Below are 20498 nucleotides of genomic sequence, written 5' to 3'. Positions count from 1 at the left end.
TGTATACAATCTGGGGTTTACTATGGCTGAAACATTTTAGGAATCGTTTAAATGCAATTAGTAACTTCACAAATCAAAACAGTATGGTGGTGGCACTCGTAATCGCGGGTGGGAATAATTGTATCTAAACTATTCTTAAAACCCGCACAATGTGCGGGTTTTTTTATGTCTAATTTGAGGTGAATAATGAGTAATAACAAACAACTAATCCAATGGTGGTGGTTCCTGTAATTAACGCGGGAGGATTTTGTTTGTCTATTATTCAGCCCGCCTTCTAAGCGGGCTTTTTTGTATAAGGAATGAGGCGTGATATTTAGTCATATATCAACCGAGGTCGGTAAAGTTACCAGCATTTCGCTGGCGCGGGACTATATTGAGAGTCCACTAGCACTTTACAGCGCGGTATGTAACAACCCGACTAACTTTAATAGCTTATTGTTAGAATCAGCGGAAATTGATTCGAAAGATAATGTAAAAAGTTTAATTTTAGCCGATGCTGCTATTCGTATTGAATGTAATGGTGACACGGTAACGTTTGACGCAAAAAGCAATAACGGCAAACAACTACTACCCCATCTAGCTGGCTTTTTTAAAGATCATCAGGTTGAACTTACAGACTCTAGCCTACGTGTTGTGTTTGAACGCGATACCAGTTTGATGGATGAAGCTAGTCGCTTAGTGGCAGACAATGCATTTACCGCATTAAGACAATGTATCAATAATATTGAAAGCACCACTGAGTCACCTTTTGCAGTATTTTTAGGCGGCACCTTTGCCTACGATATGGTAGCGAATTTTGAGTCACTGCCTAACGTGCCAAACGGCGATAACACAACTCCTGATTTTGTTTTTTATCTTGCCGAAACACTGATTGTTATTGACCATCAAGCAAACACCACAGAACTAATTGGCAATGTATTTAGCGGCCCCGACGCACATGCCAACTGTTTTGAAGTAGGTCAAAAGCTCGAAGCACTTAATAAACTGTGTGACGATTTACCAGCTTATAATGCCCCAACCTTTCCAGGCGCTGTAAGTGAAAGTGTTGATATTGACGACGCAACCTTTTGTCAGCAAGTCGAAACCCTTAAAAAACACATTGTTGATGGCGACATTTTCCAGGTAGTGCCGTCTCGCTGTTTTTCATTACCCTGTGCTGACTCGCTTGCAGCATATCACCAACTTAAAACACAAAACCCAAGCCCTTACATGTTCTACATGAAAGATGAAAACTTTGTGTTATTTGGTGCATCACCTGAATCTGCGCTTAAATATTGCCAAAGCACCAATCAAGTAGAGGTCTATCCAATTGCCGGTACGCGTGCCCGTGGAAAAAATACTGATGGCAGCATTAACTTTGACCTTGATAGCAAAATTGAACTGGATTTGCGCGATGATAAAAAAGAGCGCGCCGAGCACATTATGCTGGTTGATTTAGCGCGCAACGACATTGCCCGTATCTCAACGCCGGGGTCGCGCTACGTAAAAGAGTTATTAAAAGTTGACCGCTACTCACAAGTAATGCATTTAGTGTCGCGCGTGGTCGGCCAATTAAAACCTGATCTGGATGCACTACATGCCTACCAAGCGTGCATGAATATGGGCACCTTGGTTGGCTCACCAAAAGTAAAAGCAGCCGAGCTAGTGCGCATTACCGAAGGTAAACGCCGTGGCAGCTACGGTGGTGCTGTGGGTTATCTAACTGGTGATGGTGCAATGGACAGCTGTATTGTTATTCGTAGTGCCTTTGTTAAGGATAATATGGCTTACGTGCAAGCTGGTGCAGGCGTCGTATATGACTCAGTACCGCAACTCGAAGCAAACGAAACTCGCCAAAAAGCACAAGCGGTTATTCGTGCAATTAAGTCTATCTACCAAGGAGAAGCCTAATGGCGCAGGCAAAAATTTATTTTATCGATAATTTTGATTCGTTTAGCTACAACTTGGTGGATGAATTCGAGCAATTAGGGTTTGAACTGGTGGTTTATCGTAATCATGTTCCGGCCGACACCATTTTAAACAAAATGGCAGAGGAATCTTGCCCTGTAACATTAGTACTGTCACCTGGCCCTGGCACCCCAAAACAAGCAGGCAATTTAATTGAGCTAATCAATAAAGCGAAAGGCCGCTACCCTATGCTGGGTATTTGTTTGGGCCACCAAGCAATTGTTGAATGTTATGGCGGTGTGGTTGGTCACGCAGGTGAAACAGTGCATGGCAAATCATCACTTATTGAACTTAAAGAGCACGCAGTATTTAGTGGCTTAAATTCGCAAATTCCAGTGGCACGTTACCATTCATTAATGGCAACCGAAGTACCAGAAAGCCTTGATGTCATTGCCAGCTACGACACTATTCCTATGGCAATTATTCAAGAGCAAGATAAAGTAATTGGGTTTCAGTTTCACCCAGAATCAATTTTAACGCCTAATGGCTCACAGCTGTTAAAGCAAAGCCTAGCGTATTTAGCCAATGTGGAGGGCGCATAATGCAGCCACTTGTTAATCTATTAATCGAACAACAAGATTTAACCTTTGAGCAAAGCAGCGAGTTTTTTAATCTTGTAATGACAGGCCAAGTAAGTGAAATTGAGCTTGCAGCAGCGTTAACTGCACTTAAAATTAAAGGCGAAACCGACAACGAAATCGCAGGTGCTGCCAAAGCCATGCGCGATAATGCAGTAACATTTACTAACCCAAGTGCCATTAGTTTTGATTCATGTGGCACAGGTGGTGATGGTGCCAATTCAATTAACGTATCAACCACTGCTGCCATTGTAGCCGCGAGCATGGGCGTTAATATGGTAAAACACGGCAACCGCAGTGTTTCAAGTAAGTCTGGCTCGTCTGATTTACTCAATGCCCTTGGTATCAATATTAATATGAGTGTGGTACAAGCAGAAAACTGCCTCGCGAAAACCCATTTTACCTTTTTATTTGCACCGCTTTACCATGCTGGTGTGAAATATGCGATGCCAGTACGTACCACACTTAAAACACGCACCTTATTTAATATTTTAGGGCCGTTGGCAAACCCTGCAAAACCAAGCCACCAACTGCTTGGTGTTTATACCCCTGAATTACTGCGCCCAATGGCGCAAACACTAAAACTACTTGGCTGTGAGCGTGTTATGGTAGTCCACGGCGCAGGTACCGATGAAATTGCCCTTCACGGTGAAACACAAGTTGCCGAGCTAAAAGACGGCGAAATTACAGAGTACACCTTACAGCCGCAAGATTTTGGCCTTGATAACTATGCTATTTCAGATATTGAAGGCGGCGAGCCTGAATATAACGCAGCGGCAAGCCTTGCAATATTAAAAGGTGAAGGTAAACCTGCGCACAATGCAGCGATTGCCGCAAATGTTGCAGCCGTGCTGGTAATGCAAGGCGACTACAATAATTTCAAAGACGCAACACAGGCGGTACAAAACCACTTGGCAAGTGGCGCCGCGTTTTCACACTTATCACGCATTATCGAGGTGTCTCATGGCTAATGTATTAGAAAAAATTGTTGCTGATAAACGCATTGAGCTTGAATCGCGTAAAGCCAATAAGCCACTTGAAAGCTTTATTGATGAGGTTGTACCAACCGAGCGTGATTTTTATGGCGAGCTGGCAAAACCCGGCACTAACTTTATTTTAGAATGTAAAAAAGCCTCGCCATCCAAAGGGCTTATTCGTGATGATTTTAACCTTGACGAAATTACTGGTGCTTACAAGCACTACGCTGCGTGCATTAGTGTACTGACTGACGAGAAATACTTTCAAGGCAGTTTTGATTACTTAACCAAAGTTCGCTCATTGGTGAATCAACCGCTTATTTGTAAAGATTTTTTCATTGATGAATACCAAGTGTATTTGGCACGTCTGCACGGTGGTGATGCAATTTTATTGATGCTAAGTGTGCTAAATGATGATGAGTACGCCGCCCTTGCTAAGGTGGCAAAATCGCTCAATATGGCAATTTTGACCGAAGTGAGTAACGAAGAAGAAGTACACCGCGCATTAGCACTCGACGCCGAGATTATTGGTATTAATAACCGTAACCTGCGTGATTTAAGTACCGATCTTGCCACGACAGAAACACTTCGTACGTTTATTCCTGCAGGGAAAGTGGTAATTTCAGAGTCAGGTATTTACACCCACGCTGATGTAAAACGCTTAAAATCACTGTGTAACGGCTTTTTAGTTGGCAGCTCACTGATGGCTGAAAGCAACCTTGATTTGGCCTGTCGTAAACTAATTTTAGGTGAAAATAAAATTTGCGGCTTAACGCGCTCGCAAGATGCGATTGCCGCATATAATGCGGGCGCAGTATTTGGTGGCCTAATTTTTTATGCCAAATCGCCACGTTACGTTGATATTGACTGTGCAAAACCGATTGCAGATAGCTGCGATTTAGGCTTTGTTGGCGTATTTGTAAACGAAACGATTGACACCATCGTACATATTGCCGTTGAGCTAAAACTAGTTGCAGTACAGTTACATGGCGATGAAGACGAAACCTATATTGCTACGCTTAAAAAGGCGCTACCAGCGAGCGTGCAAGTATGGAAAGCCGTTGCGGTAAGTGATGTGATTGAACATAAGAGCCAAGGGGCTGATCGCTATTTGTTTGATACCAAAGTCGGTAATCAAAGCGGTGGTACGGGGCAAACCTTTAATTGGGATGTGCTGATTAACGAACGTAACTACATGCTCGCAGGCGGCTTAAATAACGACAATATTCTTGATGCGCTTTCAACCCAAGCAATTGGTCTTGATTTAAATTCGGGCATTGAAACAAGCCCAGGTAAAAAATGTCATCAACAAATTAATTCTGTGTTTTCTAAGATAAAGGAATCTTGAGGTGGAAAATAATAACCCAGCCTATTTCGGCGATTTTGGCGGCATGTACGTACCAGAGCTTCTGGTACCCGCCTTAAAACAACTTGAAAGTGAATTTAATAAAGCAAAGAACGACCCTAGCTTTCATGCAGAGTTTGAAAAGCTGCTTAATGAATATGCCGGTCGCCCTACGCCACTGACGCTGACACGCAACTTAGTGAAAAACCCTAAGGTAAAGCTTTACCTTAAGCGTGAAGATTTACTGCACGGCGGCGCACATAAAACTAACCAAGTGTTAGGTCAGGCGCTACTGACAAAACGTATGGGCAAAAAAGAAGTTATTGCGGAAACCGGTGCTGGTCAGCACGGCGTAGCAACAGCCCTAGCCTGCGCATTACTTGGCTTAAAATGCCGGGTTTATATGGGTGCCAAAGACGTAGAGCGCCAACAACCAAACGTATTTAGAATGAAATTAATGGGAGCAGAAGTGATTCCTGTTACAGCAGGCTCTGGCACATTAAAAGACGCGGTTAACGAAGCAATGCGTGACTGGTCAGCAAACTACGATACAGCACACTACTTACTTGGTACAGCAGCAGGCCCGCACCCATTCCCAACTCTTGTTCGCGACTTCCAAAAAATGATTGGTGAAGAAGCAAAACAACAAGTACTTGATACAGAAGGCCGTCTGCCAGATTACGTGGTTGCGTGTGTTGGTGGTGGCTCTAATGCAATTGGTATGTTTAATGACTTCATTAAGGAAGAAAGTGTAAAACTAGTTGGTGTAGAGCCTGCAGGTAAAGGCCTTGATACTGAAGAGCATGGTGCAGCAATTTGTAAAGGCACTAAAGGCATTTTACACGGTGCATACACCTTTATTATGCAAGACAACAATGGCCAAATCGAAGAGTCTTACTCTGTATCTGCAGGCCTTGATTACCCAGCGGTTGGCCCTCAACATGCACATCTCGCTGAAACAGGGCGTGCTCAATACGTTGGCATTAGTGATGATGAAGCGCTTGAAGCATTCCAGTTACTAGCGAAAAACGAAGGGATTATTCCAGCACTTGAATCAAGCCATGCCCTTGCATACGCATTAAAGCTGGCTGAAGAGCAAAACGAAGAAACCATAATTGTAGTGAATTTAAGTGGCCGTGGTGACAAAGATTTAGCACACGTGCATACCGTGTTAAATGAAGGAGGTAAACTATGAGCCGCTATCAGCAAACATTCCACGCGTTAAATGAAGTTAACCAAGGCGCATTTGTGCCGTTTGTTACCATTGGCGACCCAAACAAAGAATTGAGCTTTGAGATTATTAAACGCTTAATTGATGGCGGTGCTGATGCGCTCGAGCTTGGTATTGCATTCTCTGATCCAATCGCTGATGGCCCGGTGATTCAGGCGGCCAATATTCGCGCGCTCGAAAATAAAATCACCACAGCTGAGAGCTTTGAAATAATTCGTAAAGTACGTGAGTACAACGCGGATATTCCAATTGGTTTATTGCTTTATTCAAACTTAGTATTAGCACAGGGCATTGATAACTTTTATCGCACAGCCAAAGAAGTGGGCGTAGATTCAATTTTAGTCGCTGATGTACCACTGCATATGTCAAAAATGTTTAGACAAGCGGCCATGCAAGCAGAGATAGAGCCTATCTTTATTGCCACACCAAATGCCGATGACGATACATTACGTCAGTGTGCGTCTTACGGCCGAGGCTATACCTACTTACTCTCACGTGCTGGTGTAACGGGTACGGAAACTAAAGCACAAATGCCAGCTGATTCAATGATTAAGAAGCTATTAAACTTCCATGCAGCGCCAGCCTTACTGGGCTTTGGTATTTCAACCCCTGAAGATGTAAAAGCAGCAATTGCTTCAGGCGCCGCGGGTGCTATTTCAGGCTCAGCAGTGGTTAAAATCATTGAGCGTAACCTTGAAACGCCAGAAACTATGCTAAGCGAACTTGAAAGCTTTGTACGCGAGATGAAAGCTGCAACACAAAAGTAAAATCGAGTTTATAAAACGTAAGGGCGCTGAGCGCCCTTTTTTTAGTCCTAAACTCTGGTGTTTCATATTAACTCTGGTGTAAGGTAAATATTCAGCATAATTTAAGAGGTAAACAATGCTCGCATTATTTGAATATGCTCCCCTGATCTTATTTTTTATTCTTTATAAAACCATGGATATTTTTTGGGCGACGTCAGTACTTATTGGTGCGTCAGTTCTGCAAATAGCCTATTACTTCTTTATCGAGAAAAAAGTCGCCACTAAACATTGGGTACTATTTGGTTTAGCTGTTGGCCTTGGTTCACTGACTATTCTTTTCCAAGATGAGCAGTTTATTAAATGGAAAGCAACCGTCGTTTATGCGGGTTTTGCTACCATTTTATTGGTATCTCGTTACTTATTTCAAAAAAATCTGATGGCGAAAATGTTGGGCTCTATTCTAGCTTCAGCAAATGACTCTGAGCAAAAAATAGAAATTCCAGAACCGCTTTGGGACAGGATAAATCTATTTTGGAGCCTATTTTTATACCTAATCGCAGCTGTTAATATTTACGTTGCATATGCATTTTCACTCGATTTTTGGGTTAATTTCAAAGTATTCGGTATTACTGCTGCCACCTTTGTTGGTCTAATAATTACCATTTTTATGCTTTATCAATACCTACCCGATGATGATGAAGAACAAAAGACCGAGTAATACTGCTTTGTACTGAGTAGTTATAATTGTTTGAAAGGAGCGAACATCGCTCCTTTTTTATGTCTAATCACCTTATCTTTCTGCCAATAATACCAATTCTGTTAACTGTGTGATTAGGCATAGCGCTGGTTAAATTAAATGATAACAAGGCAAAACTTTTCTTATGCTGTTGTTCTACATTGATACATGTCTAACGCAACTAGCATGATATTTAGTCAGCCCCAATGTTTAGCTACTTAAACGAATTGGTATAACTGCACTTGCATTAATTCACGCCCATCATTTAATAATCTTATTCATTTAACCTCTGTACAAAGTACAACCACCATCGAAATAAACTTTAAACATTGATAATTAGGAAAATTGTGCAAATCGATCTAGTATTAAACTGAACATTTTATGACCTGTTACGTTGTATCTAAGATTTATTAAGAGTTAAACAGGCCCTAAGAAACTAAAACACAACCACGTTAGATGGTTAAAACAATAATATTAGTTGAGGCTTTAATGAAAACAGTGAACGAACAAGAAATGGAATACGAAATACCCAATGAGAACTTATTTAAAACACTACTGTGTTTGCCAATAGGTATTGGCTTTGGTGCATTTATGATGAGTGCATTTAATGAGTCAGGGTTTAATGTTGGCACCTTCTTACTCTTTGTACTTACTATGTACTTTACCCTAAGCGGCATCGCCTACGCGGCGTTTTATACCAATGAGAAGTTTGATTGCACCCCGCATTAACCTAGATTGTATTTCAACATAATTTTAGCGGGCGTTTAAAAGCGCCCTTTTTATAAAAAATATATAGCCCCTCTCATCCAACCGCCATTGTCAGTTTATTTTTCTTGCTATCTGATGCAAAATGAATTTTTACAAAGCGAAATCAAAAGTTTAAAGCAGCTTTATATAGCTAAATACTTCTAACCTAACTCACTACTAAAACGGGTACAAATTCAGTAAACGCACCTACAACATCCTTACTTTCGGATCGCGCACATTCAAGCGATAAGTGCGTTTCACCTCTTGCATGTTTTCCACATAACTTATCGAGAGATAACAACGGGAGCCCGTATGAAACTTAATTTGTGTGGGCAGTGTAAAGGTGAAATCAAGCAAGGTGGTATCGCCGTCAAAATCAAATTTTAATGGTAATGTATCTGACCACACCTCATTTAAACCGCTTTCATAACCTGGCACGAGAATTTGAAGCCTTGCTTGATTAAACTTCTTAAAATCTGGCTGATTAATGACTATCTGCCCTTTCGTCTCGACACCTAGCATCACGATATTATTATCCAGTATTAAAGGTGCCTTACCTAACGTAAGAAAACGATTAGTTGCCGCTTGTGAAGCGATTAGAAAGCCAACAATACATAGCATTACAATTACAATTACAATAAGCAGCCAATTGAGTGCATTATTTAACGTAAGAGCAAACAGACATCCAGCAATTAAAACCACAGAGAGCGTGTAAGCTATAAACTTAAATTGCGCGCTTCGCTTACTTTGTTCACTATTTATTTTGACCATTCTTCGACTCTATCTAACTAGCTAATTCTATTACGTATTCTACATTTTATGACTTTTATAATTCGACCTTCCATCCTCTTATTTTGCCGATAAACACAAAAAAGCGGAGCAATTGCTCCGCTAATTTAGTTTATTCTTTTATTTATAACTATTTAGAACCCTAATAAGTTATATGCAAAGAACTTATTAGCAACTGTATTAATAAAAATCAGCGCCAAAATAAATGGGATAAAGGTAGACAGAGAGAAGTTTACATATTTCTCTGTAAAGCTGCCTGCATAGTTAGGCGCGCCTTGACTAAGCTCTTCTGTTAGTTTTACTTTCTTCCAGCGGTACATTACGAATAAACACACCATTAAGCCATTTAAAGGTAAGATGGTGTCGTAAAATACATCATAAATAAAATCAAATAAGCTCTTTTTCGTAGCAGGATCATGATCGCCATAGTTAAACATTGTGCTTAACCATTCACTCATACCAAATGACATGGTACATAAAATAGTTAATATGCCCATGCTACCAGCTAAAATCATTAACGCTTTAAAACGCGAAACGCCTTTTTCTTCGATTAATGTCGCAGTTGGTACTTCAATAATTGAAACCAGTGATGTAATTGCTGCGAAAAATACCAATAAAAAGAAAACAACAGCAACAATACTCGCGCCCATGTAGCCAATATCTTGCTGCATCGCGAGGAAAATCTTAGGTAAATAAACGAAAATCATTGAGACCGATGAGTCTGATAATTCTGCCGGGTTGGTGTTTGGATTAAAGCTAAAAATAGCCGGTAACACCATTAAACCAGCAATAAATGCCACGAGTGAGTCAGTCACAGCAACCATTTTAGCGCTGCCGACGATGTTTTCTTTTTTCGAGATATATGAGGCGTAGGTCATTAAAATACCCATGCCCAACGACAGTGAGAAAAATGCTTGTGACAGCGCACCATTTAACACACTCGCGTTTACTTTTGAAAAATCAGGCACAACGTAATAGCGTAAGCCTGCACTTGCATTATCGAGGGTTAACACGTAAGCAACTAAGGCTACCAGTAATACAAATAGCGCTGGCATAAGCACTTTCGCAGCCTTTTCAATACCTTGCTTAACACCGCCAAGCAGAATAAGGTTAACCAGTACGCCCACACCTATCATGTAGTAAAACACGCTAGTTTGGTTAATAAACTGGCCAAAATTACTTGGATTTGCCAATGCATCAAGATTGCCCATTGCTGCTTGTACCAGGTAACCAAAAATCCATACGGTGATTACCATGTAAAACACACCAATCATAAAGGGTGTTAGCACAGCAAGAAAACCTGGATAACGCCATTTAGAACTATTATTAGAAAGCTTGTTGTATGCGCCTAGTGGATCTTTTTGTGCGCTCCGACCCATGGCCATTTCAGCCATCATTACCGGTAAGCAAATAAATATCACGAACAAGGCATAAACCACTAAAAACGCACCACCACCATTTTTGGTAGCTGATACAGGGAAACCAACAAGGTTTCCAATGCCAACTGCACTTCCTGCAGCGGCTAAAATAAATCCGAGTTTGGAGCTAAAATGCTCTCTCGATGCACTCATGCTGAACCTTAGTATTATTGTTATCAGTTCTGGATGCTAACAGTGTTAAACCTACTGTTTCAAGTTTTCGCGAAAAATGATTTTTAGTTTTATCCTTTCTATTGATAGAATTATTTTTATATTCAAAGAAATAACCAAACAGGTGCTTTATGTGGTACATGATTTACTCGATAGATGTTGAAAATAGTTTAGCAATGCGAAAAGAAGCTCGCCCTGCTCACCTTGCACGATTAGAAGCATTAAAAGCTGACGACCGTCTTTTATCTGCTGGTCCATTACCTGCGATTGACAGTGAAGAACCGGGTGAAGCTGGTTTTACAGGCTCACTTGTAATAGCTAAGTTTGATTCGTTAGAAGATGCACGCAGCTGGGCTGCCAATGACCCATACATTGAAGCAGGCATCTACAAAGAGTCTATCGTTAAACCATTTAAATTAGTTTTACCTTAGTTGATTCATAATAAGTTCAGTGAAAAAAACATACACTGAACTTAGATAACGTTTTGGTGAGTAGGAAATGAGATATTTAATCGGCCTTTTTAGTACATTAGCGCTATTTTGCGCGCAAAGTTTTGCCAATAATCTTGATCCCCAAAAACCGTTACACTCGAAGAGAACAGTCAATCAAGCACATAAAAACGTCAATACTATTTCACTCAATAAACGAGGTGCTGCGAGAAAAGTGTCGCAAAAGTATCCTGGAAAAGTATTAAACGTGAAAGAAAGCTCCCATTTTTATAAAGTAAGAATGTTAAAACCTCAAGGCAAGGTCGTGGATTATAAAGTATTAAAATCAAACGGCACGATAAAAAAGGAACATAAAAACTAATGCGTATTTTAATAATTGAAGATGATCTTCAACTTGCTGATAACCTAAAACATGCGCTAGAAAAAGCACGTTACAGCGTTGATGTTTGTAATGATGGCGAAGCTGGCCTGTTTCACCTGACAGAATATCCATTAGATTTAGCCGTGGTTGATCTTGGTTTACCAAAAATGGATGGCATTGAGGTAATAAATAAAGCGCGAAAAGAAGGCATTGATATCCCTATTTTAATTTTAACAGCCCGCGACCGCTGGCAAGATAAAGTTGAAGGGTTAGATGCAGGTGCTGATGATTACTTAACAAAACCGTTTCATAACGAAGAGTTAATTGCCCGTTGTAATGCACTTATCAGACGTAGCGCTGGTAAAGCAGACCCAACCATTACCGCAGGTCCTATTCGTATACATACCCGCTCACAGCAAGTGTGGGTTAACGAACAAGAACTAACGCTTACCGCATACGAGTATAAAGTGCTTGAATACTTAATGGTCAACCCTGAAAAAGTAATTTCAAAATCAGAATTAACCGAACACATTTATGATCAAGACTTCGATCTTGATTCAAACGTGATTGAAGTGTTTGTACTTCGATTACGTAAAAAGCTTGATCCCGATGGCTCTATCGCCCCCATTGAAACCCTTCGTGGGCGTGGCTATCGCTTAAGCGGCAAGCTGTGATCCATCGTATATCACTTAAAATTAGGCAAGGATTTATCCTTGTCTTTTTGCTGTTGATACTAATGCCTGCCATGTTTTTTTCAATTGGTAAGGCACTTTATGCAAGCTTGGTGGATAACACGGAGCGCACACTTGAGGCGCACCTTTACTCACTAATGGCCAAAGTTGAAATCGAGCAAGGTGAGCTGGCTCCGATTAATCTGATTGCCCCTGAGCTCACCCGCCCTGTCTCTGAAACATTTGCCTACATTTACCTCAATAAAGAAATTGCTTGGCAATCCGAATCTACCCTCGGTTATCAATATATTCCCAAACATGTTGCCAGTGCACCTGGGGTCAAAGACTTTTCAAAAATTGAAGAACTCGACAAAGAATTCCGCCAACTGAGTTTTTTATTCTTAATGGATGCTGACGGCATCGAATATCAAGTCACCGTGCTAGTGTTGAAAGATGAGGAGTCTATTCGCTCACAGATGCAAGACTTCCGCGAAACCTTACGTTATTGGTTAATCATAATTGCACTAGTAATGGGCTTGCTGATTATGCTCGGCTTTTTGTGGAGCAGTCACCCGCTCAAGCGTCTTGATAAAGAAATTGTTGCCATCGAAAGTGGCGAAGCCGACCAAATCACAGGTGAGTACCCTGAAGAGCTGGAAAAAATACAGCAAGACCTCAACTTACTATTAGCAACCCAACAACGGCAAAAAGATAAATACCGCGCTTCATTGAGTGACCTAGCCCATGCCCTAAAAACACCATTAGCAGTTTTAAAATCAAGCGAACTGGCACGTCATGACGATGGACAAGAGCAGCTCGACCGCATTAGTAATATGATTGAACATCAACTAAAGAAAGCGGCTTCTGGTGGCACAGATACTTGGAAAAAGCAGACCAAAGTAAAGCCAGTACTCGATGCTATTTTAAATGCCATGGGTAAAGTCTACCGAGACAAAAACATTCAGTTTATTCAATCCATCGATGCTGATAGCGTATTTATGGGTGATAAAACAGATTTAATGGAATTGCTTGGCAATATTCTCGACAATGCCTGTAAAGCCTGTGATGCTTTAATTGAGATAAAAATAAAACAACAAGGCCAAAAACTGATCATTGATATTGCTGACGATGGCCCTGGTATTCCAAAAGATAAAATAGAAGAGCTCGCAATTCGTGGCAAACGCCTAGATACCTATGAACATGGACACGGCGTCGGCATGGCAATTGTAAGTGATTTAATAGAGGCCTATAACGGCACAATGACAATTAGCACCAGTAATCTTGGTGGCGCATTATTTACCTTGGTTTTTAATTATGAATAAATACGTTTTACCTGTTTCAGCTTTATTACTTGCAAGCCTAAATATATCAGCAAATACTGATGAGCAGCACTGTGGTAAGGGTCAAATTGTTACCCAGCTTCAATGTTTAGATCAGGCCATTATTGAACATAAACGCACCCGACAAACTTGGTTAACTAAGTTAGAAAAGCAGGTGGAAGTAAAACAAAACAATACTGGTAATACACAACTATTCTTAAGCTTTCAGCGAAGTAAAAATAGTTTTGACAGCTATATTTCTGATAACTGCCAATGGCGTTATCTTAATGAACTACCTAACTCTCAGCAGGCTGCTTTAACCTATAAACGGTGTGAACTTGCCGTTATTGAACAACAAATAAACATATTAAAGCTCGGTTATTAACCGAGAAAAATAAAAAAGCAGCTAAATTAGCTGCTTTTTTTTATTAAACTGGATTGTCTATATCAATAAATTCAACGTCTAAATCAAATTTTTCCGCTAAATATTCACCCACAGCCTTTACACCATAACGTTCAGTTGCATGATGACCTGCTGCAAAAAAATCGATACTTTGTTCGCGCGCACTGTGTATCGTTTGCTCTGATGCTTCACCCGTCAGGTAGGCATCAATGCCTTGACTCGCAGCTAAATCAATATAGCCTTGGCCACCGCCTGTACACCAGGCAATGGTCTCTATGTTCTTGCCACGTACACTTTCAACTAACGGTTTGCGATTGAGCACGCGTTCTATTTTATCGGCAAACTCTTCAGCGCTCAGTGGTGTTTTTAAGCGCCCTTTCACTGCAATGCTTGGGTCACTGTAAGGATCAAGGCCTGCTTCATACTCAATATCTAATAACTCAGCGAGTTTGGCATTATTGCCAAGGGTTGGGTGCACATCAATTGGCAAATGATAGCCAATTAAGCTGATGTCATTTTTGATTAAGGCACCAATGCGACGCTTTTTCATGCCCGTAATCGGATAGGCTTCGCCTTTCCAAAAATAACCATGGTGAACCAAAATCGCATCCGCATTTTTCTCTATTGCGACATCAATTAACGCTTGGCTTGCTGTTACGCCAGTAATAATTTTGCTAACGGTGTCTTTTCCTTCTACTTGAAGGCCGTTTGGACTAAAGTCTTTTACCTTGTGGGGGGCGAGTAAACTATCTAATTCTTGGAGCAATTTAGAAAGTTGCATTATGCATACCTATAAGTTGTTTTTGATCATTGAATTGTCCTTAACCTACCGCTAAAAATAAAGAAAATTCTCAAAAAATTGAAAAATGGCGTGAAACTAGGTATAAATGTATTTTTAACAGTAATCTTCGTATCAAATAAACGGGATATACGATGAGTAAACTCGATAAAACTGAAGTGCTAGCTGCGTTTGAAAAAGCGTATGAAGCAGCAAATGGTAAGAAACCTGAGATCACAGCAAAAAGTGGTTGGTACAGTGTAGATGGCGGTAAAAACGTTCGCCTTGCTGATTTAGTAACGCTAACAGAAGAACTTTCTTCTGGTGCAGCACCGGCAGCAAAAGAAGAAGCGCCAGCTAAGCCTGCTGCTAAAAAAGCACCGGCTAAGAAAGCAGCGACTAAAAAAGCAACGCCAGTAACTGCAACTAAACAACAAGAATACACAGTTACTAAGCCAAACACTGATGGTTTTACCGCTGAAGAGTTCTGGATTAAAGAGCTTGCAGAGCGTGACCATGACACACGTCTTCCACGTGGTGTTGTTTAATAGCTAATTCGTTATTAAATATAAAAAAGGCAGCTTACGCTGCCTTTTTTATTTCTCTTATTTCAATAAATTCATCACGTCAATCTGTCGCGATTATGTTCCGCATCATAATCAACTTTAGGCCCGACCGGCACCACTTGGGTGGGGTTAATCATGGTATGGCTAAAGTAGTAATGGCGTTTAATATGATAAAAGTCGACCGTTTCAGCCACGCCCTTAACTTGATATAGCTCACGAATATAATTTGCAATATTCTGATACGACTCAAGCATACGTTGATTACATTTAAAATGTGAAAAATAAACCGCATCAAAACGAATTAAGGTCGTGAACAAACGCCAGTCTGCCTCGGTAATTTGTGTACCCACCAAGTAGCGCTGTTTAGCCAAAATAGCTTCAACTTTATCAAGCGCATTAAAAAGCGCATTATACGCCCCTTCATATGCGTCTTGTGTGGTCGCAAAACCTGCTTTGTATACCCCGTTGTTAATATTCTGATAAACAAATTCGTTAATTTCATCAATTTCAGCACGTAAATGTTCAGGGTAATAGTCATGCTCGTTGCCTGTTAAATGATTAAAGGCGGTATTAAACATGCGAATAATCTCTGACGACTCATTGCTGACGATACAGTTTTGTTTTTTATCCCACAGCACTGGCACGGTAACACGGCCGCTGTAGTTTGCGTTATTACGCGTATATATTTGATGCATGTAATCAAAATCAAATAATGCATCACCCGTGCTGTGCTCTGTTTTATCAAATGTCCAACCATGCTCTAGCATATCTGGGCTAACAACTGATACAGAAATATGCTGCTCTAGCCCTTTTAATGCTCGAAAAATAAGGGTGCGGTGCGCCCACGGGCACGCCAGCGACACATATAAATGGTATCGACCCGATTCTGCGACAAAACCACTTGTACCTGAAGGACCTGCTTCACCGTCTTTTGTTACCCAATTACGTAATTGCGCAGCTTCACGTTCGAATTTACCTTTACTGTTTTTGGTGTCGTACCACTTATCGTGCCATTTACCTTCAACTAATAATCCCATGATCTGCTCCTTAAACCTGTGGTAATTCAAAAATAATTAATGTCGCTGGGGTGTTAGATTCGTTTTCAAATACTAATTCAGTTTCATCTAACACTTTTGCACCATCACCACTTTCAATTTGAATAGCATTCACTAGACTGCTGCCTGAAACTTGATGTACATACACATGTGCATTATTTGATTCAAATAGATACTGCTGTTTTGGCTCCAGGATCAGTTGATGTAGCTTTGCATCCTGTTTTATCGCAAGCGTGCCATTTTCGCCATCTGGCGTCAAAATCGTCGTTAAACCAACTTCTTTACCAAAATCTTTTTGTTGATAACCGGGTTTGTCGCCAAAACTATTCGGCTCAATCCAGATTTGTAAAAATCTAAGTTCTTCTTCATTTGATGCATTGTATTCACTGTGAAAAATACCTTTGCCTGCCGACATTAATTGAAATTCACCCGCGGGAAGCGTTTTGATATTGCCCGCACTGTCTTTATGTTCAATGGTGCCTGACAATACATAGCTAATAATTTCCATATCACGGTGGCCATGAGTATCAAACCCAGCGCCCGGTGCCACAACATCATCATTGATAACACGAAGGGCTGAAAAGCCCATGTGTTTTGGGTCGTAGTAATTTGCAAAAGAGAAAGTATGTTTGCTCTTAAGCCAGCCATAGTCAGCGCCGCCGCGCTCATTTGCTTTTCTAAGTGTGATCATCGTACTTTCCCCCTAATTAAGCGTGTTGTGTCAATTTATCTGAAATAAGCGCATCCAGTGAGGCTTTACCCGCACCCGAGAACAGCAAAGAAATACTTGCTGCCAATAATGCTAAGCCAAACTCATAGCCATTGTTAGACATAAACAGTCCGTTTTCAAAATGCACAGTAAAGATTGCAACAATCATCGTGCTTGCAAGTGCTAACGCCGCTGGACGAGTTAATAAGCCAAGTAAAATAAATAAACCGCCAAAAAACTCCGCACTGCCTGCCATTAGCGCCATTAAATAGCCAGGTGCCAAGCCAATAGATTCCATCCATGCACCCGTGCCCTCAAGGCCATAACCACCAAACCAAGCAAATAATTTTTGCGCGCCATGTGCCATAAAAATAATGCCGATAGGTAATCTTAACCCCAGTGCTGCGTAACCGGCTGTGCTTGATGTCAGTGTTGTTAATAGTGTTTTCATATTTTATTCCTCAAAAATTTTAAACTTATTTAATTTGTTAAAGCACCTGCTTAACTGATGAAATTAAGTATAAGCATGCTAAACTCAATAAAAAATCGGAACATTTTGAACCCTTAGTTCAAATTTTTTGAATAAAGAATTATGTATCAAGCCATCACTATTGACGCCCTAAAAGCACTCGATGCTATCGATAAAAAAGGCAGTTTTGCCGCCGCAGCTGAGTCACTTTATAAAGTTCCTTCGGCGCTCAGCTATACCATCAAAAAACTTGAAGAAGACATTGGCACGCCACTGTTTGACCGTTCAAAACAGCGAGCCGTACTTACCCCCGCAGGTAAACTGGTGTTAGAACATGGCAGGCAAATTTTGCATTCCACCAGCAAAATGCTCGATGCCGTAAGCCAATTAGAATCGGGCTGGGAAAAACGGCTGCGCATCGCCCGTGATACCGTGATCCCAGAAGATGTCATTTTTGAGTTATTAAAAGAGTTCACCAAACGGCCTGAACAAGTTGATATTCAACTAAGCGTAGAGGCCTTAGGTGGCGGCTGGGATGCCCTACATAGTAAGCGTGCCGATATTGTTATTGGTGCAACAGGCGAACTGCCAAAAGGCGTGTATCGCACCCACAAAATCGCAGAGCTAAGCTTTATCTTTGCTGTGGCAGCATCGCACCCATTGGCAAAAGTTACTACACCACTGGACGACGATAACCTAAAACACTACCCAGCGATTGTGGTATCGGACACTTCTACTTTGCTGCCAGAGCGAAGTACCGGGCTATTTAGTGCCAAGCAAGTAATCAATGTTAATTCAATGCAAGCAAAACTCGCAGCTCAACTTGCCGGTATTGGTGTGGGATTTTTGCCAAGTCATATTGCTAAACAATATCTTGCAAACGGCGAGCTAGTACAAAAAGAGTGCACCATTCCAAGACCAAAACAAGACTTATACATTGCGTGGCATAAAGATAATCAAGGCAAAGCCTTTCAATGGTTTATTGAACGGCTATGCCAAGCTAACTGGCAGATTGATACCGATTGCATTAATTAGCTGGTCATTTATTGCGACAGAGAAATGGCTCAGAAACAAGGCTTATAATTCGGCATGTAGTTGTTCTACTTAAGAATTTTAAAACGCAGTTTATGGGTCATTTAACTCGCTAGAATGATCAAAGGATTAATAAAATTGGTATTAGTTCCAGCGCCTTGGATCAAAGCCAAAGTAATTAAGTAACAGATCAAAAATGACCGGATCATATGCTTTTAATTCGCTGGGTTTTTCAATGTAGGTTTCGGTGATCACCGCGAAAAACTCCGCTTCATTGGTGGCACCATAACTGTGAATAACGTGGGGCATGCCATATGCCACATGCGCTTTTAACACATTATAGGCACGAGAGAATTCTCGTCCCCAACTTTCATAGGTGAGTTTGTCTTTTAACAGTGGCGTGCCTGTTGTTGCACCAGTTTCTTGATCGAGTTGATGGGCAAACTCATGAAAAACTAAATTGTGGCCATCGTTTGGTAAACGGTTACCGTTAAGTACATCATGCCATGAAAGCACCAAAGTCCCTCCGGGCCACGACTCCCCTTGCCTAACCGTTTGGTGAAAACTTACAAGGCCTGCGCCATCTCGGCTTTCTGAATTTGCATAATAGGCGCTTGGGTAAAGCAAAATTTGCTTTACATTTTTATAAAGCGGCCAAGGTTTATTTAGCACCAAGACACAAGCATCGGCCGCAACAATCAACTTCATTGCGTGGTTTACCACTAGGCCATCGCGCCCTAAAAAGTCTTTGGTCGCTAAAAACCAGATGATGTGTTTTTCTAATCGTGCGCGTTCGCTATCTGTCATTCGGCGATAAATCGGCATGTACTTGAGTAATACATTGCGATCGCTCTCGCTTAATGTGCGATCTTTTAGTTTATGTTCCCAGTAAATATTGCGTAGCTTATCGAAATGCCAATAAACAACGATAAATACTAGGGTAAGAAATATTAATATGAAGTCCATGCTTCCCCCTTCTCTATTTAATTGGGTGAAGCATGGTATTGTTCAAGGCAGGGAATATATTTTTTAGTTCTTTCTTAAAACAACAACGTCACGGAAAATTGATTCGCTCATGCGATGTGGCGCTTCAAACTCAAGCGCGCTAAGGCCTGCCGCTTCAAAAACCGCAATTAGCTCTTTGCGTTTTGGAATGTACTTATTAAACGCAATAACGCAAATACCGTCTTTGTGCAGTAAATCGGCCCATTGCGGTGCACATTCTTCTAACACAGCAATCGGGTTACGGGTTTTTTCAGTCGTAAAGTGCTGTACACCGTAGGGAATATCACTAATGATTAAATGCTGCTTTTCACGTTTTAATAAATCACACGCGGTCGTAGCATTACCATTAATTATACGGGTATTAACGCCATTAGCAGTAAAGTCAATAAACTTACCCTTGTTTTGTTTATTGGCTTTACCAATAAAGCCTTCTTTTAGCTCGTGCTTTTGGCGGTGAAGCTTAGTCCATTTTTTGGCAAAGGTTCTAAAGTCCAATACCGCATTAGGATCTTGCTCAATGCCTTTTGACTTAATGCCATAACGCATTGCCCACATTAAAGTGGTGCCGCGCCCGCACATAGGGTCGAGCAATTTAATCTTGCTGACGTCTTTTTCTTTACAGAAACTTAAACCCACATTGAGCAGCAACTGCGTTAAAATTTCATTAGTTTTGCCTTTGTACTTGCTACCAAATACAAAATCACTGTGTAAGTTAAAATCTGTATTTAGCGATAGCGGTGTTAATGTGCCCGAATCATAGCTAAAAATGCCTTGTACAAATGATAAACGAGCTAGCGCCTCAAGTTTTTGCTCTGGCAGTTGGGTTTGCAAAAATTGCATGCCACCAATCTCGTTTAGTGTCAGATCATACTCGCCAATACACTGTTTAAACTCTTTTTGTGCAATATCGATGGTTTCGTTAAAATAAGCACCGTTTGCAACAGGTGATATCAAAATCGCAATGTCTTTCAAAACATTATCCTAATAGACAAATAA

Annotated in this window: 23 protein-coding genes; 15 read left to right on the top strand and 8 right to left on the bottom strand. The window is 40.9% G+C overall.

The window, feature by feature from the left end; all coding sequences use genetic code 11:
* The first annotated feature begins 306 nt into the window (after window positions 1-306).
* From OM33_RS09455 to OM33_RS09420, 8 genes are all read left to right on the top strand, one after another.
* Window positions 307-1890, top strand: a complete 1584-nt coding sequence (locus OM33_RS09455; RefSeq protein WP_038641156.1) for an anthranilate synthase component 1 — start codon at window positions 307-309, stop codon at window positions 1888-1890.
* A complete protein-coding gene (locus OM33_RS09450; protein WP_038641155.1) occupies window positions 1890-2489 on the top strand; it encodes an aminodeoxychorismate/anthranilate synthase component II in 600 nt (199 codons plus the stop codon). Before OM33_RS09455 ends, OM33_RS09450 begins: the two co-directional genes overlap by 1 nt.
* A complete protein-coding gene (gene trpD / locus OM33_RS09445; RefSeq protein ID WP_038641153.1) occupies window positions 2489-3496 on the top strand; it encodes an anthranilate phosphoribosyltransferase in 1008 nt (335 codons plus the stop codon). Before OM33_RS09450 ends, trpD begins: the two co-directional genes overlap by 1 nt.
* Window positions 3489-4850 carry a bifunctional indole-3-glycerol-phosphate synthase TrpC/phosphoribosylanthranilate isomerase TrpF gene (trpCF, locus tag OM33_RS09440; protein WP_038641151.1) on the top strand — a complete coding sequence of 454 codons (1362 nt, stop codon included), beginning with the start codon at window positions 3489-3491 and terminating at the stop codon, window positions 4848-4850. The genes trpD and trpCF overlap by 8 nt, the downstream gene beginning before the upstream one ends.
* Window position 4851: 1 nt before the next feature.
* Window positions 4852-6042: a tryptophan synthase subunit beta gene (trpB, locus tag OM33_RS09435; RefSeq protein ID WP_038641150.1), complete on the top strand. Its 1191-nt coding sequence runs from the start codon at window positions 4852-4854 to the stop codon at window positions 6040-6042.
* A complete protein-coding gene (trpA, locus tag OM33_RS09430; RefSeq protein WP_038641148.1) occupies window positions 6039-6845 on the top strand; it encodes a tryptophan synthase subunit alpha in 807 nt (268 codons plus the stop codon). Before trpB ends, trpA begins: the two co-directional genes overlap by 4 nt.
* 115 nt (window positions 6846-6960) lie before the next feature.
* Window positions 6961-7542: an inner membrane-spanning protein YciB gene (locus OM33_RS09425; RefSeq protein WP_038641146.1), complete on the top strand. Its 582-nt coding sequence runs from the start codon at window positions 6961-6963 to the stop codon at window positions 7540-7542.
* 507 nt (window positions 7543-8049) lie between these two features.
* Window positions 8050-8289, top strand: coding sequence for a hypothetical protein (locus OM33_RS09420; RefSeq protein WP_199922436.1), 240 nt, complete (start codon window positions 8050-8052; stop codon window positions 8287-8289).
* Between the two features lie 225 nt (window positions 8290-8514).
* Here OM33_RS09420 and OM33_RS09415 read toward each other — a convergent pair whose 3' ends face one another.
* Both OM33_RS09415 and OM33_RS09410 read right to left on the bottom strand, forming a co-directional pair.
* Window positions 8515-9078, bottom strand: a complete 564-nt coding sequence (locus OM33_RS09415; protein WP_038641140.1) for a hypothetical protein — start codon at window positions 9076-9078, stop codon at window positions 8515-8517.
* 152 nt (window positions 9079-9230) lie between these two features.
* Window positions 9231-10667, bottom strand: coding sequence for a sodium-dependent transporter (locus OM33_RS09410; RefSeq protein WP_038641138.1), 1437 nt, complete (start codon window positions 10665-10667; stop codon window positions 9231-9233).
* 149 nt (window positions 10668-10816) lie between these two features.
* Here OM33_RS09410 and OM33_RS09405 point away from each other — a divergent pair, with 149 nt between their 5' ends.
* The 5 genes from OM33_RS09405 to OM33_RS09385 all read left to right on the top strand — a co-directional run bounded on the left by OM33_RS09405 (window position 10817) and on the right by OM33_RS09385 (window position 13870).
* Window positions 10817-11116: a YciI family protein gene (locus OM33_RS09405; protein ID WP_038641136.1), complete on the top strand. Its 300-nt coding sequence runs from the start codon at window positions 10817-10819 to the stop codon at window positions 11114-11116.
* Between the two features lie 67 nt (window positions 11117-11183).
* Window positions 11184-11495, top strand: a complete 312-nt coding sequence (locus tag OM33_RS09400) for a PepSY domain-containing protein (protein WP_052140958.1) — start codon at window positions 11184-11186, stop codon at window positions 11493-11495.
* Window positions 11495-12169 carry a response regulator transcription factor gene (locus OM33_RS09395; protein WP_038641134.1) on the top strand — a complete coding sequence of 225 codons (675 nt, stop codon included), beginning with the start codon at window positions 11495-11497 and terminating at the stop codon, window positions 12167-12169. The genes OM33_RS09400 and OM33_RS09395 overlap by 1 nt, the downstream gene beginning before the upstream one ends.
* Window positions 12170-12231: 62 nt before the next feature.
* Window positions 12232-13488: an ATP-binding protein gene (locus OM33_RS09390; RefSeq protein ID WP_081991040.1), complete on the top strand. Its 1257-nt coding sequence runs from the start codon at window positions 12232-12234 to the stop codon at window positions 13486-13488.
* A complete protein-coding gene (locus OM33_RS09385) occupies window positions 13481-13870 on the top strand; it encodes a hypothetical protein (protein ID WP_052140957.1) in 390 nt (129 codons plus the stop codon). Before OM33_RS09390 ends, OM33_RS09385 begins: the two co-directional genes overlap by 8 nt.
* Window positions 13871-13913: 43 nt before the next feature.
* Here OM33_RS09385 and OM33_RS09380 read toward each other — a convergent pair whose 3' ends face one another.
* The gene (locus OM33_RS09380; RefSeq protein ID WP_038641130.1) at window positions 13914-14669 is read right to left on the bottom strand and encodes a Nif3-like dinuclear metal center hexameric protein; all 756 of its coding nucleotides are present in this window, start codon (window positions 14667-14669) and stop codon (window positions 13914-13916) included.
* A gap of 152 nt (window positions 14670-14821) precedes the next feature.
* Here OM33_RS09380 and OM33_RS09375 point away from each other — a divergent pair, with 152 nt between their 5' ends.
* The gene (locus OM33_RS09375; RefSeq protein ID WP_038641129.1) at window positions 14822-15214 is read left to right on the top strand and encodes a hypothetical protein; all 393 of its coding nucleotides are present in this window, start codon (window positions 14822-14824) and stop codon (window positions 15212-15214) included.
* A gap of 74 nt (window positions 15215-15288) precedes the next feature.
* Here OM33_RS09375 and OM33_RS09370 read toward each other — a convergent pair whose 3' ends face one another.
* Genes OM33_RS09370 through OM33_RS09360 form a run of 3 tightly spaced genes read right to left on the bottom strand, consistent with a single transcriptional unit; the run spans window position 15289 to window position 17447 of the window.
* On the bottom strand, window positions 15289-16269 hold the full coding sequence (locus OM33_RS09370; RefSeq protein ID WP_038641127.1) for a glutathione S-transferase family protein: 981 nt from the start codon (window positions 16267-16269) through the stop codon (window positions 15289-15291).
* A 10-nt stretch (window positions 16270-16279) separates the two neighbouring features.
* Window positions 16280-16978: a pirin family protein gene (locus tag OM33_RS09365; protein ID WP_038641126.1), complete on the bottom strand. Its 699-nt coding sequence runs from the start codon at window positions 16976-16978 to the stop codon at window positions 16280-16282.
* Window positions 16979-16994: 16 nt separating this feature from the next.
* Window positions 16995-17447 (bottom strand): DoxX family protein, encoded by a 453-nt coding sequence (locus tag OM33_RS09360; protein WP_038641124.1) that lies wholly within the window; start codon window positions 17445-17447, stop codon window positions 16995-16997.
* Window positions 17448-17588: 141 nt separating this feature from the next.
* Between OM33_RS09360 and OM33_RS09355 the strand changes: the two genes are divergently transcribed.
* Window positions 17589-18500, top strand: a complete 912-nt coding sequence (locus OM33_RS09355; protein ID WP_038641121.1) for a LysR substrate-binding domain-containing protein — start codon at window positions 17589-17591, stop codon at window positions 18498-18500.
* 141 nt (window positions 18501-18641) lie between these two features.
* On the opposite strand, the gene OM33_RS09350 is transcribed toward OM33_RS09355, so the two are convergent.
* Window positions 18642-19463 (bottom strand): M90 family metallopeptidase, encoded by an 822-nt coding sequence (locus OM33_RS09350; RefSeq protein WP_038641119.1) that lies wholly within the window; start codon window positions 19461-19463, stop codon window positions 18642-18644.
* Window positions 19464-19526: 63 nt separating this feature from the next.
* Window positions 19527-20474 (bottom strand): TRM11 family SAM-dependent methyltransferase, encoded by a 948-nt coding sequence (locus tag OM33_RS09345; RefSeq protein ID WP_038641117.1) that lies wholly within the window; start codon window positions 20472-20474, stop codon window positions 19527-19529.
* Window positions 20475-20498 lie beyond the last annotated feature (24 nt).

This window comes from Pseudoalteromonas piratica, from assembly GCF_000788395.1.
In the GTDB taxonomy this organism is placed as follows: domain Bacteria; phylum Pseudomonadota; class Gammaproteobacteria; order Enterobacterales; family Alteromonadaceae; genus Pseudoalteromonas; species Pseudoalteromonas piratica.
This window is presented reverse-complemented; position numbering and strand designations above follow the sequence as displayed.

Excerpts from the sequence above, each read along its gene's own strand:
- OM33_RS09395 (WP_038641134.1), top strand. The coding sequence starts at position 11,495 with ATGCGTATTTTAATAATTGAAGATGATCTTCAACTTGCTGATAACCTA.
- OM33_RS09375 (WP_038641129.1), top strand. The coding sequence starts at position 14,822 with ATGAGTAAACTCGATAAAACTGAAGTGCTAGCTGCGTTTGAAAAAGCG.
- OM33_RS09420 (WP_199922436.1), top strand. The coding sequence starts at position 8,050 with ATGAAAACAGTGAACGAACAAGAAATGGAATACGAAATACCCAATGAG.
- OM33_RS09425 (WP_038641146.1), top strand. The coding sequence starts at position 6,961 with ATGCTCGCATTATTTGAATATGCTCCCCTGATCTTATTTTTTATTCTT.
- trpCF (WP_038641151.1), top strand. The coding sequence starts at position 3,489 with ATGGCTAATGTATTAGAAAAAATTGTTGCTGATAAACGCATTGAGCTT.
- trpD (WP_038641153.1), top strand. The coding sequence starts at position 2,489 with ATGCAGCCACTTGTTAATCTATTAATCGAACAACAAGATTTAACCTTT.
- OM33_RS09380 (WP_038641130.1), bottom strand. The coding sequence starts at position 14,669 with ATGCAACTTTCTAAATTGCTCCAAGAATTAGATAGTTTACTCGCCCCC.
- OM33_RS09360 (WP_038641124.1), bottom strand. The coding sequence starts at position 17,447 with ATGAAAACACTATTAACAACACTGACATCAAGCACAGCCGGTTACGCA.
- OM33_RS09365 (WP_038641126.1), bottom strand. The coding sequence starts at position 16,978 with ATGATCACACTTAGAAAAGCAAATGAGCGCGGCGGCGCTGACTATGGC.
- OM33_RS09385 (WP_052140957.1), top strand. The coding sequence starts at position 13,481 with ATGAATAAATACGTTTTACCTGTTTCAGCTTTATTACTTGCAAGCCTA.
- OM33_RS09450 (WP_038641155.1), top strand. The coding sequence starts at position 1,890 with ATGGCGCAGGCAAAAATTTATTTTATCGATAATTTTGATTCGTTTAGC.
- OM33_RS09355 (WP_038641121.1), top strand. The coding sequence starts at position 17,589 with ATGTATCAAGCCATCACTATTGACGCCCTAAAAGCACTCGATGCTATC.
- trpA (WP_038641148.1), top strand. The coding sequence starts at position 6,039 with ATGAGCCGCTATCAGCAAACATTCCACGCGTTAAATGAAGTTAACCAA.
- OM33_RS09405 (WP_038641136.1), top strand. The coding sequence starts at position 10,817 with ATGTGGTACATGATTTACTCGATAGATGTTGAAAATAGTTTAGCAATG.
- OM33_RS09370 (WP_038641127.1), bottom strand. The coding sequence starts at position 16,269 with ATGGGATTATTAGTTGAAGGTAAATGGCACGATAAGTGGTACGACACC.
- OM33_RS09350 (WP_038641119.1), bottom strand. The coding sequence starts at position 19,463 with ATGGACTTCATATTAATATTTCTTACCCTAGTATTTATCGTTGTTTAT.
- OM33_RS09390 (WP_081991040.1), top strand. The coding sequence starts at position 12,232 with ATGCCTGCCATGTTTTTTTCAATTGGTAAGGCACTTTATGCAAGCTTG.
- OM33_RS09415 (WP_038641140.1), bottom strand. The coding sequence starts at position 9,078 with ATGGTCAAAATAAATAGTGAACAAAGTAAGCGAAGCGCGCAATTTAAG.
- OM33_RS09410 (WP_038641138.1), bottom strand. The coding sequence starts at position 10,667 with ATGAGTGCATCGAGAGAGCATTTTAGCTCCAAACTCGGATTTATTTTA.
- OM33_RS09400 (WP_052140958.1), top strand. The coding sequence starts at position 11,184 with ATGAGATATTTAATCGGCCTTTTTAGTACATTAGCGCTATTTTGCGCG.